The following is a 15,489-nucleotide window of genomic DNA, read 5'->3' on the forward strand; positions in this document are numbered from 1 at the left end:
ATGTTTCCTATTTTAGCAGTCTATGGTAGATCATAAATTATTAGCGTATTTAGAATCTTTTCTTACGCCCAGACGACAAGGCCTTTATAAAAAGGTAATTGAGGAACGTACTAATTATTTTACGGTTGCGGTAGAAGATGTATATCAATTACACAATACAAGTGCAGTAATTAGGAGTTGTGATGTTTTTGGAATTCAGAATGTACACGTAATAGAAGAAATAAATGCTAAACGTATTGATAGAGAGATTGCAATGGGAGCTCAAAAATGGGTAGATATAAATAGATATACTACTTCTAAAGCTTGTATTGCTGAGTTAAAAAATAAAGGATATCAAATAGTAGCTACTACACCACATGATAATTCGATAGAGTTAAAAGATTTCAATATTAATAAGCCTTCTGCATTTTTCTTTGGACAGGAACAAGAGGGATTAAGTGATATGATCTTAGATGAAGCCGATGTGAAATTACACATACCTATGGTTGGCTTTACAGAAAGCCTTAATATTTCGGTTTCAGCTGCTATTATTTTACAACATGTAACATCCTTATTAAGGAACTCTAAGATTGATTGGAAGTTGTCAGAAGAAGAAAAATTAGAAAAAAGATTGGATTGGGCTAAAAAAGTAATCAAAAGTCACGAGAAAATTATAGCTAGGTATGAAAAAGAAAATACCTAACAGATACTAAATAAATCACTACGAATTACTTTTAATAACTAACAAATTCTAGGTAAATGTTATTTTTTGTTTTTGTAAATAACTTATAAAGAAAGGTTTACGCGTAAAAGGTTAATGTTCTTAAATCAGAGGTTTTATTAATTAATTCCCTATATTTGATAAAGACTAATCGTTTTAACTCCCTAAAAACATGTTTGTCATGAGCAAAAAACAGTCGCCTACCAACAAGATTAAGTCACTTTTTAAACAAGTGAAAACAGGAATTAAATCTAATAAAACTACAATTAATTATACATCCGAAGTAGTACACGATATTTTTCAAAAAAGAACAAGTACTTCTTAATTCTATTTTAAAAATATAGAATAAAAGTATATCCAAAGATATCAAGTAAGCCTTGGATATACTTCTAAAATCATAAGATTTATCTTTTGGTTAAGTATATGTTTTGTGTAAAATAATTGTTGTAGTCATAGTTCTCTTTTACTTCAATATTTCTTGAAAAATTTTGATACGCAACATTTGATACTTTTAATTCCCAGTTACCTTTTGGTAATTGTAGAGAATAAAATCCATTTTCTGATGTGGTGCTAAAGTGTCTAATTCCATTTTTAAATACTTCTATGGATATTGGATTTTGAATAGTTTGAAATGTATTATTGTCAAAAACCCTACCTTTTACATTATAAAAACTTTGAAGTATCGGTTCTTTTTTTGATGTCTTGGTACCATTCCAATTATACCAATTTGGTGTGTTACCCCAAGTCCATTTACCAGAGAAAGAATTATTAAAATTAGAGTTATTCATTTCAAAACGAATTATCCCTTTTCTATTCATCCTGTAATTGTCAAAAGTTCCTTCAAAATATTCTTTACCATTTATATAATGTCTATACCCATAAATGACGCCAATATCTGCATAATCTCCATATATTAATTGTCCTTTTTCTACAAGTCTTAATTCTCCATAAGTGGAGCTCCAGGTTCCTACCCAGTTTATAGTATTGCTTTTTTCTAAAAGAGATATTTCATCTACAAATGTTATATCGTCTTCATTAGAACAGCTAAACAAGAATAAAGAAGTTAAGCATAGACAAACTATTTTTAATTTTTTCATGGTATGTATGTTATTTAAAAGTTACATCCGTTAGTATTAAAAAAATAGAAAGGTTAACAGATAATATTTTTTTATAAAACATTTATTGTTTTTTAAATCTAATTTGTAATTTAAAGACTTAATTTTTAGATCAATAATTATGGTTACATGGTTTGAAATTCCGGTTATAGATATGGATCGTGCTAAATCTTTTTATGAAAAAGTTTTTGAAATAGAAATAGCTATCCACAAAGTAGAAGGGTTACAAATGGGTTGGTTTCCTAATAAAAATGTAACCGGTGAAGTTACAGGCTCATTAATACTTGCAGGAGATAATTATAAACCTAGTGAAGACGGAGTTATGATCTATTTTTCTTGTAGTGATGTAGCTAATGAAATAAGTAGAGTAGAGGATGCTGGAGGAAAAGTATTATCTAAGAAAACACAAATATCAGAAGAACATGGGTACATGGCTTATTTTATAGATTCGGAAGGGAATAGAATATCATTACATTCCCTTCGATAAGATAATGTGTTATTATTTTCTGTCTAGAACTTTATACTCTTCATAACATTCGCTGATTGCATCAAGAATTTGTAAGTCATTAGCAAACTTTATAAAATCAGCAGAATAGTTACAATTACGTAATATTTCATCAATGTCAATACGTTCTACTTGGAGCAATGCCATAAGTGTAGCTCTATCGAATTTTGTTTCCAGTAGGTTCCTTATTTCATCATCTTTCTTCATCTTTCTTAGCTTACGCAGTTCATTAGACCGTTTGCTAAAAATGTTATAGAGAAAGTCTGCGGGATTAAAAATAGCACCTAACACTTTATTAACAGCTCCAGGTTGTCTGCTGCCTCCTTCATATCCAGAGTTTAAACCAGAAATGCTATATCTGTAATTATTATATACAGGGATTTTTTTCGCATCAATTTCTAAGTATCCAGTAAGTTGTACATCTGCAACGACAACTTCTTCAAGAGCGATACCAAGTTCAGTCATTTTGATTTTTACATCACCAAATTTTTTCCAGTCATTAGTAACTCGAACTCTAAGAGGTTTATATCCAATGTACGTAAAATATAAGGTGTCATTAACTTTAGCTTTAATCTCAAAATCACCTTCCTTATTAGTAATGGTACCAATAACTTGACTTAGGTTTACTACGTGAACACTTTGCAATTTACTATCAGTAGAGGCATTCAGTACTTTTCCCGATACTGTTTGTGAATCAGTTTCTTGGGCATTTATACTGATGCCTGCAATAAGTAATATGTATATTAAAAATCTTTTCAAAAGCTTATTTTTATAATTATTCTATATCGTTAACTACTATATATGACGACCAATCTATACGAACATAACATAAAAATCGGACCAAAAATCATATAATTTAGTTAATTCATAGAAAAATTATCTACGATCACTACGTTTTCTTCGGTCTCTTCTTCCATTACCTCCGCGATCACCACCATCATTATCACGACGGTTTCTTCCTTTTGGTTTAAAACCATCACTTCTTCGCTTTCCTTTAAAACCGCCACCGCCGTTATTATCTCTTCTTCGTCTACCGCCTCGGCTTCGACCAGAATCTTTAGAGATTTCAACGTTAACTTTTCTACCTTCTATTCTAAAATCTTCGAAAACTGCAAGAATTGCATCTTGGTGTTCAGAATCTGTGTTAAAGAATGAAAAACTTTCCTTAACATCAACACGGCTTACTCCATCTCTTCCAAGACTTAGATTTTCCTTTAGGAAATCTTTTAAGGTCATCCAATCAAACCCATCTTTTTCACCTACGTTAATAAAATAACGCGTGCTTCCATCTCTTCCTCTAGATCCATCTCCACCGCTATCTCTGGATGCATTTAGATCTTTAGAGTTTTTATAATAATTATGAAAACGAGAGAATTCTACAGAGAAGAATTTTTTAATAAGTTCTTCTTTAGTAAAATCTTCTAATACCTCATTAATTGATGGTAAGTAGCTTTCAATTTCGTCATTAATTTCCGATTTGGCAATATCATTTGCTAAATGAAATAATTGTACTTGACATATTTCTTCGCCACTTGGTATTTCTTTTTCTTCAAATTTCTTTTTGATGATTCGTTCTACAGACTTAATCTTTCTAAGTTCACTCTTAGAAACAATAACCATAGATACACCACTTTTTCCTGCACGTCCTGTTCTACCGCTTCTATGTGTATAGGTTTCTATCTCATCTGGTAGTTGATAATTAATCACGTGAGTAACATCATCTACATCAATACCTCTTGCAGCAACATCGGTGGCCACTAACATCTGTATTTGTCGATTTCTAAAACTCTTCATCACCAAATCTCGTTGGTTCTGACTTAGATCTCCGTGCAAGGCAGCTGCATTATATCCATCCTCGATAAGTTTTTCTGCAACTTTTTGCGTGTCTCGTTTGGTACGACAAAATATTACAGAAAAAATGTCTGGGTTTGCATCTGCTAGACGTTTTAAAGCAGCATAACGATCTCTAGAACTAACTACATAATATTCGTGAGAAACATTCTTAGATCCTGTGTTTTTGTGTCCTACAGTAATTTCTATAGGATTGTGCATAAAACGTTTTGCAATTGTAGAAACTTCTTTTGGCATTGTAGCAGAAAATAACCAAGTACTTTTATCTTCTGGTGTGTGAGAAAGTATAGAAGTTATATCTTCATAGAATCCCATGTTAAGCATTTCATCTGCTTCATCAAGAACACAATAACCGATATTAGATATGTCAACCATCTTTCTATTGATCATATCCTGCATACGTCCTGGAGTTGCTACAATAATTTGAGCTCCACGTTTGATTTCTTTAGCTTGGTCATGGATACTTGCACCACCATAAATGGCTACAGTACGCAATCCTTTACTAAACTTAGAATAGTTTTTTAATTCATTGGTAATCTGTAAACAAAGTTCACGGGTAGGGGATAATATTAATCCTTGTGTAATTCTACTATCAATGTCTACTTTTTCTATTAAAGGAAAACCAAATGCAGCGGTTTTCCCTGTTCCGGTTTGTGCAAGAGCAACAATATCCGTTTCTTCATTAAGCAAAATAGGGATAGCCTTTTCCTGTACTTCACTTGGGGTCTCAAACCCCATTTCATTCACCGCCTTAATAATGGCTTCACCGAGGCCTAATGCTTCAAATTTGTTCATATAAATAAAAATAAGCCGCAAAGGTACGGTTTATTATCTGTCTATAATAATAACGAAGTACTTATTCTGATGTTACAAAAGAATTGTTTTAAATGTAAAATTAGATTAGGTGTTTGATTACTTAATTATCTCAATTTCAAAAAGTTTGTCCCAATTCTTGCCGGTAACAAATAATTGTTTCGTGTCCTTTTTGTAAGCGATACCATTTAGCACATCTAGATCAGAATGTTGACTCACCTTTTCTCTTAGACCAGATAAATTAATAACCGCTTCTACAGCTCCATTTGCTGGATTAATTACAGCAATTCCGTCTTTTTGCCAAGTGTTAGCATAAATTTTTCCTTCTATCCATTCTAATTCATTAAATTTTGACTTTACCTTGTTGTGAGTTGCAACTTCAATGAATGTTTTTTCAGCCAAGCTTTCTGCGTCTAATATCCAGATTTTTTCAGTACCATCACTTTTATATATTTGATTACCATCATTACATAATCCCCATCCTTCTTTACTCTTATTATAAGCAAAGCTTCCTGTTTTTTCTAGAGTGTTTAAATCGTAGATAAAACCTTCTTTAGATTGCCATGTAAGTTGAAACACTTTATCATTAATAATAGTAATACCTTCTGCAAAATATTTCTTATCGATATCTTTTTTGATAATCACTTTTCCAGTTTTGTAATCTACCTTACGTAATGAGGACAATCCATTTTTACCAGTACTTTCATAAAGTGTGTCACCAATAAATTCTAATCCTTGAGTAAAAGCATTTTGATCGTGGGGATATTCTGCTATAACTTTATACTTATATAATTTAGGAGGGACGTTGTTAAAAAAAGAAAGTTTTTGATAGATATCTTCCTCTTTTCCTTCATAATGAACAATAGCTTTTAGAAGGTGTTTTCCCAATCTCTCGTTATCGATTTTTTCTTCTAATTGATTCTCATTATTAGTTGTTAATCTAATATCTTCTAAAAAGTAAACGACAGAATCAATTTTGATTTTTTGGTCATTAACTATACTAGCTTTTATGGTTTCTCCAAGCTTATATTTGGTCTGGTTATTATCGGTTTTAATCGAAAAATGTTTTTTTTTCGTCTCAATATTACTACCACAAGAAAAAATAATAGCACATAATGTAATGATGACGAAGAGGTTACGTTTGTTCATGATATTTGGTAATATTTAGAGCAAGATATTTATTTTAATTGGGTTTAAAAAATCATTGTTTTATATAGTAAAGATTGTATCTTTGCAGCGGCAAGTCCTACACAACTAGCTCCTGTTGAATCCTCCAGGGCGGGAACGCAGCAAAGGTAAACGGTTGTAGCAGTGTGATGTAGGTAGCTTGCCTTTTTTTATGCCTTTTAGTTTCGTCTTTTAAGTATTTTTAAGTTTATTTCGTAAATCTAAATTCATAATTCTAAATTCCGAATGTATATTTGCGAACATGAACGCAAATCAAAACTCTAAAGTTGTTTTAATAACCGGTGGTTCTTCAGGTATTGGAAAATCTATCGGTACATTTCTTACCAATAAAGGATATATCGTATACGGTACTAGTAGAAACCCTTCGCGTTTTTCGGATTTTAATGCTTTTACTTTGTTGCAACTTGATGTAGCGGATAAAAAAAGTATTTCTAATGCTGTTAGTATAATTGAGCAGAAACACGGACGATTGGATGTTTTGATTAATAATGCGGGAGCAGGAATTACAGGACCGTTAGAAGAAATACCAGAAGAAGAGATTATAAGGAATTTTACGACCAATTATTTTGGGCCTATCAATGTCACTAAAGCAGTGTTGCCTTTAATGAGGAAACAGCATAGTGGTTTAATTATTAATATAACTTCTATTGCAGGATATATGGGATTGCCATATCGTGGAATTTATAGTGCTTCTAAATCTGCCTTAGAGATAACCACAGAAGCTTGGAGAATGGAGTTAAAAGCATTTAATATTCATATGACTAATATTGCCCCTGGTGATTTTGCTACTAATATTGCAGCAGGAAGATATCATGCTCCAGTTATCAGTGGTTCTCCTTACGAAAAATCATATGGTGATTCTTTACAATTAATGGATGAACATGTAGATGAGGGTAGTGACCCGGATGAGATGGCTAAAGCAGTGTTTAGGGTTATTTGTACTTCTAGTCCTAAGGTACATTATAAGGTTGGTGCGTTTATGCAGAAATTCTCTGTGGTTTTAAAGCGAATTTTACCAGATAAAGTATATGAGAAATTACTAATGAATCATTATAAGTTGTAATTTTGACCGCATATTTTAAAAACATATTATAGTTAATAATCATAATAAATAAATCATAAATTTAAACACAACAATATGAAGTTTTTTATTGATACTGCTAACCTTGATCAAATCAAAGAAGCACAAGATCTAGGTGTACTTGATGGAGTAACTACAAATCCATCATTGATGGCTAAAGAAGGTATCACAGGGAAGGATAATATTATAGAGCATTATAAAAAAATATGTGATATAGTTACTGGAGATGTAAGTGCCGAAGTGATTTCTACAGATTTTGAAGGAATCGTTAAAGAAGGTGAAGAACTTGCTAAACTTCATGATCAGATTATTGTAAAAGTACCTATGATTAAAGAAGGTATAAAAGCAATAAAATATTTTAGTGATAAAGGAATTAAAACTAATTGTACATTAGTTTTTTCAGTAGGACAAGCTTTATTAGCTGCAAAAGCAGGAGCAACTTATGTTTCTCCGTTTATAGGAAGATTGGATGATATTTCTACAGATGGTCTTAATTTAATAGCAGAAATAAGAATGGTATACGATAACTATGGTTTCGATACACAAATCTTAGCAGCTTCTGTAAGACATACAATGCATGTAATCGACTGTGCAAAAATTGGAGCAGATGTTATGACTGGACCTCTTTCTTCGATAGAAGGTTTGCTAAAACACCCTTTAACGGATATTGGTCTAGCTAAGTTTTTAGCGGACTATAAAAAAGGAAATTAATTTTTTGAAATAATAAAATTCTAAAAACTGTTCTTTTAATCGAGAACAGTTTTTTGTTTTTCGATACTTGCCATTCTGCTATAACTCATCAATTGTTTTTCGAAAATTGACGAGAATAGATCTGCATTTGGATTGATTATTTTTCCTTGTTGATTAACCAAAATCACCTTGTTTGAATAATGAATAACTAACTCATCAGAAGAACATTTAGGAAACTTAAACTCATATTCATTTGATAGATCGTAATTATGACGATTAATCGTTTTTAGCCAATTGTCCGTTTGTTCGTCATCTGTATTAATAGCTATAAAATCAATATCTGGATATATTTTACTTAAGTGATCTGTTTTCTTATGAGCTTGGATATAATGATCTTTTCTCTCAATGGACCAAAAATACAATGCGGTAATAGGCTTTTCGAAAAGTGAGGATAGTTTAGTCATTTCTCCATTAGAAGAAATAAGATCCTGATCAGGAATGATGTTATTTGGTTTCAATCTGGCAGTAGCTTTTGCTAATTTTACCAGTTCTTTTTGGATCTTTTTGTCAGTACTTATAGATAGGTAATGATTAAGTACTTTTTGAGAAGTATAGTCATTTTTATTATCTAATATAAAATTAGTGGTTATACCTCTTAAAAGATTGTTTTTGATATAAGAATGCTCTATTAAACTATCTACAAGATCCAATTTATACATGGTATACTCAACTTTACTTTTAGAAAAAGATTTTTTGTTCATGTATTTCGTGTAAGAAGAATTGGTAAAATAATGATTAAGGAATCTATTATAAGAGTATAATCTCATTAGATCATCATCATTAAAATTAACCTGCTTTCTGTAATCGAAAAAACCTTCAGAAAACTCTTTATTTGGATCAAGGTTTTTAAGTCTGTGGTATTGGTATTTATATAAGTACAATTCATATCTCGAAAAGAAATCATACTCAAAACTAGATTTACATATTTTTTTCGAAAGGTCACTTATGTCATATTTATTGGTAAGACGATCAAACCTTTTGATTCTTAGGTCTAATAGGGAATCTTGTTCTTTCTTAAAGAATCTTGGGCTTTTTTTAAATTTTCTTTTTTGCAATTGATTGCGCTCAATTTCATTTTGCAAAAACATATCAATTAAGAAATTATTTTTCCTAGCTCCTTTTCCTGTAAAAACTAAAGATTCATCAAATTCCAGTGTATTTAGACGCATTAGAATACTATCTCCTTTTTCCAGTAATATTAACTGAAACTCTGGATTATGTCTAAAAGAGTATAAACCTTCTTTAATACCTTCTATCTTATGTAAAAATCTGTTGTTTTTATCTAAGTAAATCGTGTCCTGAAAGTCTTTGTCCTTATAAAGAACAATATAATCGGCATTAGGATTGATAATCTCACCTCCGAAATAGATATGTTCGTTGGTTATCTTTGTAGTTGTTGATTCACAACCACATAAGCAAAAACCAATAATCGAGATATAAATAGAATATTTTATCCTGAAGAAATACATTTTGGGTGCTCTTATTAAACTGACAAACATTCAAAAATAAATGGAATGACCTCTAAGATTTGTTAAGAATACGTTAATTGTGTTATTATTAGGCAATTCGGGGGAGGTATTAATAATTGTTTATGCTGCGAAAGTATGATATGACAAGAACTTTTATTTCATAAACTCTAATTTAAAATACTACTATATTCTTTCAAGTTCTGGATCCATTTTTCTACTTTTGCCGAAAATACAATTTATAACTATGTTATCAGTTTCTAATCTTTCAGTACAATTCGGTAAAAGAATTTTATTTGATGAAGTAAATACTACCTTTTCGCAAGGTAATTGTTACGGTATTATCGGAGCAAATGGGGCAGGAAAGTCTACTTTTTTGAAGATTCTTTCGGGAGTTTCTGAACCAACTTCAGGGCATGTTCATTTGGAACCTGGAAAGCGTATGTCGGTCTTGGAGCAAAACCATTATGCATATGATGAATATACTGTCCTAGAAACAGTGATCATGGGTAATAAAGAATTGTATAAGATTAAGACTGAAATTGATGCTCTTTATGCTGATTACACAGATGAGAATGCAGAGAAAATAGGAGAGCTTCAAGTACAGTTCGAGGAGATGAATGGATGGAATGCAGATAGTGATGCCGCAACTATGTTGTCTAATCTTGGAATAAAAGAGGATTTGCATTATACAAGTATGGCAGATTTAGATACTAAACAACGTGTACGAGTGTTACTTGCACAGTGTTTGTTTGGTAATCCAGATGTACTGATAATGGATGAGCCTACCAATGACTTGGATTATGAAACAATATCTTGGTTAGAAAATTTCTTGGCTAATTATGATAATACCGTAATTGTTGTTTCTCACGACCGTCACTTCTTAGATTCTGTATGTACACATATCTCGGATATTGATTTCGGAAAAATTAACAACTATAGTGGTAACTATACATTCTGGTATGAATCATCTCAATTAGCAGCGAGACAAAGAGCGCAACAAAACAAGAAAGCTGAAGAGAAAAAGAAAGAATTACAAGAATTTATAGCTCGTTTTAGTGCGAATGTGGCAAAATCAAAACAAGCTACTTCTCGTAAAAAGATGATCGAGAAATTAAATATAGAAGATATTAAACCATCGAGTCGTCGTTATCCAGCTATTATTTTCGAAAGAGATAGAGAAGCAGGAGATCAAATCCTTAATGTAGAAGGGTTGGCAGCAAGCATAGAAGGAGATGTTCTTTTTAAAGGAGTTGATATTAATCTAGCTAAAGGCGATAAAGTAGTAGTTTTTTCAAAAGATTCTAGAGCGACTACAGCTTTTTATCAAATCCTCAATGACAAACAAAAAGCTGATAATGGTACTTTTTCTTGGGGTATTACTACGACACAATCTTATTTGCCAGCGGATAACAGTGAATATTTTCAGAATGATTTAACGTTAGTAGATTGGTTACGTCAGTGGGCAACTACAGAAGAAGAAAGAGAAGAGGTATTTATCAGAGGTTTTCTTGGTAAAATGATTTTTAGTGGAGAAGAGGCATTAAAGAAATCAAACGTATTATCCGGAGGAGAAAAAGTTAGATGTATGTTATCTAAGATGATGATGACAAGAGCAAACGTATTGATGTTAGATGAACCAACAAACCATTTGGATTTGGAATCAATTACAGCATTTAATAATTCTTTGAAAAATTTTAAAGGAACTATTCTTTTTACAACACACGATCACGAGTTTGCTCAAACTGTAGCAAATCGAGTAATTGAGTTAACTCCTAATGGAGTAATTGATCGTTACGCTACGTTTGATGAATATATGAGTGATAAAAAAATTAAAGAATTACGAGATAAGATGTATGCAGTTAATGTTTAATGAATACGTTTTTCTAAGACAAAAAAAATCTCGCAAACTGCGAGATTTTTTTTGTTATCTTGATACTAAACCTTCAAATTTTATATACATATATTCCTTAATCGCAGATTCTAAAGTTTGCTGATTATTATTAAAGAAAGTATGATCAGTAATAAGTTGCATGATAAAATATTCGTCAAGTTTGATTAATAATTCAGGCGAAACTGTTTTAAACATTTTATTCTCTATCCCCAAAACATAAAAGTGCTTTAGGTCTTTTAACAAGCCTTGCAGAAAATCATTAACAATACTCCAAGCAGTAGGATAATGAATTTGTAATTGCTTTAGATAAAAAGGAGAAATATCTTTTACTCCTTCTGCAAGGATCTTTGCTAAAGTTTCATAATGGTAATTTATGGTAGATAGTTCTCCAGAGATTTCATTTTTATAAGCTTTAAGACGATCAATACGAACCTGCGTGATGTATTCAAAGATTTCTTCTTTAGTTACAAAATACTGGTAAATTGTAGACTTGCTTTTGTTCATCAATACTGCTAGATCGTCAATAGTAAGCTCTCCAAGAGGCATAGTGCTCAATTTAGGAAGTATTGCTTGAGTCCATTGTTCAACCTTTTTGGTTTTATCTTTTCTTTCTCGATGAATTGATTTTCTTCCCATATTTGGTATTTTCTAATAATCGAACTATATTTGATAAAATAGTTCGAAAAAATAAATATCTTTTTCAAACATAACCATTTGACCTGTGAAAAATCAAGCAGTTTGGCAAAAATATTCTGGAAAAGTAGCTTGGCCAACTATAATTTTGTTTTCCGTTTTATGTATTGGATATATTCTGCTTTGGAATTTTTATTTGTTAGGCCTCTCGTCAATATGGACCTCCATTATTGGAGCTGTAATAGCTTACGGGATGTTTACAATTGCCCACGAAGCAAGTCATGGTAATATTTCTGGAGGAGTTCAGTCGTTTGTAAAATTAGAAAAAGCCTTGGGTTGGGTATCTAGTTTCTTTTTGTTATTTCCTTTTTCTGCATTCGTAGTGATACATCTTAGGCATCATGCACATACAAATGATCCAGTAAATGATCCAGATCATTATGTTAATGGTAGTAACCCTTTGTCAATTTTCTTTCGTTGTCTAACATTGATTGGCTATTATTTCGAATTGGCGTTAGGTAAGCACAGTAAAAAGAACGAAGCAATGAACAAAATTAGAGGTCAATCTATTTTATTTTTATTTTTTCTGACTACGATCTTAAGCGCTGTGATTTTTTTGGGATATGGAAGTGCGTTGTTTTTTGTTTTTATTTTATCAGCACTTATTGCGGCACCAGTATTAGCTTTTTCTTTTGATTGGTTACCACATTATCCGCATAATAATTTAAGTAGGTATCATAATACGCGCATTATTACGATTCCAGGCTTAGAGTTTTTATCACTATACCAAAGTTATCATCTAATACATCATTTACACCCTAGAATACCCTTTTATAAATATAGAAGTTGCTTTCTGGATATGGAATCCGAATTATTAGAAAAACAATCTGTGATTGAGGGTTATAGAGACCAGGATTTAAAATTGTTAGACAAAAAAAACACATATGCAGATATTCAATTAGGAAAAAAATGGAATTATGTTTTAGAGGTGGAAGAAGTATACCGAGAAACATCGAACACTATAAAACTTGTCTTCAAAAATTTAGACCAGATTCCTTTTCTTTATGAAGCTGGTCAATATATAGTCATTTCAGACTTAGTTAATGGATATTTAATAAGTAGATGTTATTCTATTTGTGAGGATCCTGTTACAGGAAAGCTTGCAGTAGCTATAAAAAGAATAACAGGAGGAAAGTTGTCTAATCATTTAGTAAATACTATTAAGAAGAAAGATAAGCTAAGAGTTTCTGGTCCATTTGGTAAGTTTTTATTGCCAAAAAGTATTAGTAAACCATTTGTTTTTATTGCCGGCGGAAGCGGTATTACACCTATCATATCTATGATCAAATCTGCTTTAAGGACTTCAGAAGAAAAGGTGACATTGCTTTATGGATCTAGGAGTAAAGAAGAAGTAATATTTGATCAAGAACTTAAAGAGCTTTCTTTACGCTATCCAAACCGTTTAGATATATTATTAACTTTCGAAATATTGAATGCGGATTTACAACATAAATATTTATCAAAGTTATGGGTAGATTCCTGTTTTTATATCTGTGGTCCATCGGCTATGATGGAGGCTTCTAAGAAAGTGTTAAGTAAGCTTGGTGTTTTGGATAATTTAATTAAAGTAGAAGAGTTTTCTCAGAACTTTAGTGAACTTTCTGGTGTAAAACGTCGGATTGATATAAAGATGAGTGGTAATCATTTTTCGTTTAACACCGATAGTTCTGAGACAATATTACAAGGGTCGATGAAAACTAAAAATGTATTACCACATGCCTGTAAAATGGGAGATTGTGGTACTTGTAAGGCTTTATTGATAAAAGGAGAAGTAAACTGGAAATCTAAGGAAGATATAGTTCTTTTAAATAATGAAATAAATCAAGGATATATACTTACTTGTATGTGTACTCCACAAACCGATATAATATTAAAAGTATGAATATTGAAAAAGAATATGATTATGTAATAATTGGTAGCGGTTTCGGAGGATCAGTTAGTGCATTACGCCTTTCAGAAAAAGGATATAAAGTTTTGGTTATCGAAAAAGGAAAATGGTATAAACCGAAAGATTTTCCTAAATCAAATTGGAATCTTAGAAAATGGTTATGGGTTCCTCTTTTGAGATGGTACGGGATTATGAAGATGTCTTTTTTTAAACACGTGGTAGTAATTTCTGGTACAGGAGTAGGAGGAGGTTCGTTGGTTTATGCTAATACATTACCGGTTCCTAAAAGAGATTTTTTTACATCAGGTAGTTGGAAGGAATTGGCGGACTGGCAGTTAGAATTAGAGCCTTTTTATCAAACAGCATTAACCATGCTAGGTGCTCAGAAAAACCCATATTTGTTCGATGGAGATAAGGCACTTAAAGAGTTGGCTGATAAAATGAATATTAAAGAAGAATTTTCTAAAACAGATGTAGCTGTTTTTTTTGGAACTCCTGATAAAAAAGTACCTGATCCATATTTTGATGGAAAAGGTCCTGATCGTACTGGGTGTAATTTTTGTGGTGGCTGTATGACTGGATGTAGAGTTGGAGCAAAAAATACATTAGATAAGAATTATTTATACCTAGCACAGCAATTAGGAGCTACTGTTCTAGCAGAGAATGAAGTTTTCGATGTGATTCATTCTTCAGATGAATACTTAGTAAGGTTTAAATCATCTACTAAGCTTTTCAGTTCTAAAAAAGAAGTGAGAGCTAAAGGCGTTATTTTCTCTGGAGGCGTTTTAGGTACCGTAAAATTATTGTTAAAGCTAAAGAAGAAATCTTTAACGAAGTTATCGGATTATTTGGGATCAGATATCAGAACTAATAATGAAAGTTTGATCAGTGTAACAAACCTGAATGGTAAAAAAGATATGTCAAAAGGGGTCGCTATTGGATCGATCTTAAATACTGATGAAAATAGTCATCTAGAAATTGTTAGATATGCTAAAGGTTCCGGATTTTGGCGATTATCACATTTACCTTTAACTCACGGTAAAAATGCAGTTGTTCGGGTTACTAAAATGGTTATAAGTTTTATAAGTAATCCTTTGTCTTATCTTAGATTGTATACTACTAAAGATTGGAGTAAGAGTACAGCTATTCTTTTGTTTATGCAAACACTAGACAGTACTTTGAAATTTAAAAGAAACTCCTTAGGTCTTATGAATACTAGTGTTACAGAAGGTAAAAAACCTAGTGCTTTTATACCACAATCACTTAGTTTAGCAAAACAATATTCTGAAGTTACAGAAGGTAAGGAAACTGTTTTTGGTTTAGAACCATTAGCAGGAATACCTTCTACAGCTCATATTTTAGGTGGAGCCGTAATGGCTTCTGGCCCAGAAAAAGGTGTAATCGATAAAAATAATAAGGTGTTCGGTTATGATAATATGTACATCTGTGACGGATCTATGATTTCGGCAAATCCAGGAGTAAATCCATCATTGTCCATTACTGCAATTACAGAACGTGCAATGAGTAAAATTCCCAAAAAATAAA

At 31.7% G+C, this 15,489-nt stretch carries 14 protein-coding genes and 1 other RNA gene; 9 read left to right on the plus strand and 6 right to left on the minus strand.

Features of this window, described 5'->3' with window-relative positions; genetic code table 11:
* Positions 1–22 precede the first annotated feature (22 nt).
* Positions 23–682, plus strand: a complete 660-nt coding sequence (locus NMK29_RS05380; RefSeq protein ID WP_108802567.1) for an RNA methyltransferase — start codon at positions 23–25, stop codon at positions 680–682.
* Between the two features lie 199 nt (positions 683–881).
* Positions 882–1,025: a hypothetical protein gene (locus NMK29_RS05385; RefSeq protein ID WP_159092148.1), complete on the plus strand. Its 144-nt coding sequence runs from the start codon at positions 882–884 to the stop codon at positions 1,023–1,025.
* Positions 1,026–1,104: 79 nt separating this feature from the next.
* Here NMK29_RS05385 and NMK29_RS05390 read toward each other — a convergent pair whose 3' ends face one another.
* On the minus strand, positions 1,105–1,797 hold the full coding sequence (locus NMK29_RS05390) for a hypothetical protein (protein WP_108802568.1): 693 nt from the start codon (positions 1,795–1,797) through the stop codon (positions 1,105–1,107).
* A gap of 139 nt (positions 1,798–1,936) precedes the next feature.
* Between NMK29_RS05390 and NMK29_RS05395 the strand changes: the two genes are divergently transcribed.
* Positions 1,937–2,302 carry a VOC family protein gene (locus NMK29_RS05395; protein ID WP_108802569.1) on the plus strand — a complete coding sequence of 122 codons (366 nt, stop codon included), beginning with the start codon at positions 1,937–1,939 and terminating at the stop codon, positions 2,300–2,302.
* 12 nt (positions 2,303–2,314) lie between these two features.
* Here the strand turns inward: NMK29_RS05395 and NMK29_RS05400 are convergent, their stop codons facing one another.
* The 3 genes from NMK29_RS05400 to NMK29_RS05410 all read right to left on the minus strand — a co-directional run bounded on the left by NMK29_RS05400 (position 2,315) and on the right by NMK29_RS05410 (position 6,133).
* Complete coding sequence (locus NMK29_RS05400; protein WP_108802570.1) at positions 2,315–3,079, minus strand: carboxypeptidase-like regulatory domain-containing protein; 765 nt, start codon at positions 3,077–3,079, stop codon at positions 2,315–2,317.
* 117 nt (positions 3,080–3,196) lie between these two features.
* On the minus strand, positions 3,197–4,966 hold the full coding sequence (locus tag NMK29_RS05405) for a DEAD/DEAH box helicase (protein WP_108802571.1): 1,770 nt from the start codon (positions 4,964–4,966) through the stop codon (positions 3,197–3,199).
* A gap of 117 nt (positions 4,967–5,083) precedes the next feature.
* Positions 5,084–6,133 (minus strand): glutaminyl-peptide cyclotransferase, encoded by a 1,050-nt coding sequence (locus tag NMK29_RS05410; protein WP_027394038.1) that lies wholly within the window; start codon positions 6,131–6,133, stop codon positions 5,084–5,086.
* Positions 6,134–6,221: 88 nt separating this feature from the next.
* Between NMK29_RS05410 and ffs the strand changes: the two genes are divergently transcribed.
* The 3 genes from ffs (at position 6,222) to fsa (ending at position 7,964) form a co-directional block, all read left to right on the plus strand.
* Positions 6,222–6,320, plus strand: an RNA gene (ffs, locus tag NMK29_RS05415) — signal recognition particle sRNA small type.
* A gap of 93 nt (positions 6,321–6,413) precedes the next feature.
* Complete coding sequence (locus NMK29_RS05420; RefSeq protein WP_027394037.1) at positions 6,414–7,235, plus strand: SDR family oxidoreductase; 822 nt, start codon at positions 6,414–6,416, stop codon at positions 7,233–7,235.
* Between the two features lie 75 nt (positions 7,236–7,310).
* Positions 7,311–7,964, plus strand: coding sequence for a fructose-6-phosphate aldolase (gene fsa / locus NMK29_RS05425; protein ID WP_027394036.1), 654 nt, complete (start codon positions 7,311–7,313; stop codon positions 7,962–7,964).
* Positions 7,965–7,999: 35 nt separating this feature from the next.
* Here fsa and NMK29_RS05430 read toward each other — a convergent pair whose 3' ends face one another.
* The gene (locus NMK29_RS05430) at positions 8,000–9,472 is read right to left on the minus strand and encodes a hypothetical protein (RefSeq protein WP_108802572.1); all 1,473 of its coding nucleotides are present in this window, start codon (positions 9,470–9,472) and stop codon (positions 8,000–8,002) included.
* Between the two features lie 244 nt (positions 9,473–9,716).
* Between NMK29_RS05430 and NMK29_RS05435 the strand changes: the two genes are divergently transcribed.
* Positions 9,717–11,342, plus strand: a complete 1,626-nt coding sequence (locus NMK29_RS05435) for an ABC-F family ATP-binding cassette domain-containing protein (protein WP_108802573.1) — start codon at positions 9,717–9,719, stop codon at positions 11,340–11,342.
* 54 nt (positions 11,343–11,396) lie between these two features.
* Here the strand turns inward: NMK29_RS05435 and NMK29_RS05440 are convergent, their stop codons facing one another.
* Positions 11,397–11,999: a TetR/AcrR family transcriptional regulator gene (locus NMK29_RS05440; protein ID WP_108802574.1), complete on the minus strand. Its 603-nt coding sequence runs from the start codon at positions 11,997–11,999 to the stop codon at positions 11,397–11,399.
* An 85-nt stretch (positions 12,000–12,084) separates the two neighbouring features.
* Here NMK29_RS05440 and NMK29_RS05445 point away from each other — a divergent pair, with 85 nt between their 5' ends.
* On the plus strand, positions 12,085–13,938 hold the full coding sequence (locus tag NMK29_RS05445) for a fatty acid desaturase (RefSeq protein ID WP_108802575.1): 1,854 nt from the start codon (positions 12,085–12,087) through the stop codon (positions 13,936–13,938).
* A complete protein-coding gene (locus tag NMK29_RS05450) occupies positions 13,935–15,488 on the plus strand; it encodes a GMC oxidoreductase (RefSeq protein ID WP_108802576.1) in 1,554 nt (517 codons plus the stop codon). The genes NMK29_RS05445 and NMK29_RS05450 overlap by 4 nt, the downstream gene beginning before the upstream one ends.
* The last annotated feature ends 1 nt before the right edge of the window (position 15,489 follow it).

The sequence above is a fragment of the Aquimarina sp. Aq107 genome, assembly GCF_943733665.1.
GTDB lineage: Bacteria > Bacteroidota > Bacteroidia > Flavobacteriales > Flavobacteriaceae > Aquimarina.

What these genes read in the sequence shown, in the direction of transcription:
- fsa (WP_027394036.1), top strand. Translation starts at nt 7,311, where the DNA reads ATGAAGTTTTTTATTGATACTGCTAACCTTGATCAAATCAAAGAAGCA.
- NMK29_RS05410 (WP_027394038.1), bottom strand. Translation starts at nt 6,133, where the DNA reads ATGAACAAACGTAACCTCTTCGTCATCATTACATTATGTGCTATTATT.
- NMK29_RS05385 (WP_159092148.1), top strand. Translation starts at nt 882, where the DNA reads ATGAGCAAAAAACAGTCGCCTACCAACAAGATTAAGTCACTTTTTAAA.
- NMK29_RS05420 (WP_027394037.1), top strand. Translation starts at nt 6,414, where the DNA reads ATGAACGCAAATCAAAACTCTAAAGTTGTTTTAATAACCGGTGGTTCT.
- NMK29_RS05440 (WP_108802574.1), bottom strand. Translation starts at nt 11,999, where the DNA reads ATGGGAAGAAAATCAATTCATCGAGAAAGAAAAGATAAAACCAAAAAG.
- NMK29_RS05390 (WP_108802568.1), bottom strand. Translation starts at nt 1,797, where the DNA reads ATGAAAAAATTAAAAATAGTTTGTCTATGCTTAACTTCTTTATTCTTG.
- NMK29_RS05405 (WP_108802571.1), bottom strand. Translation starts at nt 4,966, where the DNA reads ATGAACAAATTTGAAGCATTAGGCCTCGGTGAAGCCATTATTAAGGCG.
- NMK29_RS05430 (WP_108802572.1), bottom strand. Translation starts at nt 9,472, where the DNA reads ATGTATTTCTTCAGGATAAAATATTCTATTTATATCTCGATTATTGGT.
- NMK29_RS05380 (WP_108802567.1), top strand. Translation starts at nt 23, where the DNA reads ATGGTAGATCATAAATTATTAGCGTATTTAGAATCTTTTCTTACGCCC.
- NMK29_RS05435 (WP_108802573.1), top strand. Translation starts at nt 9,717, where the DNA reads ATGTTATCAGTTTCTAATCTTTCAGTACAATTCGGTAAAAGAATTTTA.
- NMK29_RS05395 (WP_108802569.1), top strand. Translation starts at nt 1,937, where the DNA reads ATGGTTACATGGTTTGAAATTCCGGTTATAGATATGGATCGTGCTAAA.
- NMK29_RS05450 (WP_108802576.1), top strand. Translation starts at nt 13,935, where the DNA reads ATGAATATTGAAAAAGAATATGATTATGTAATAATTGGTAGCGGTTTC.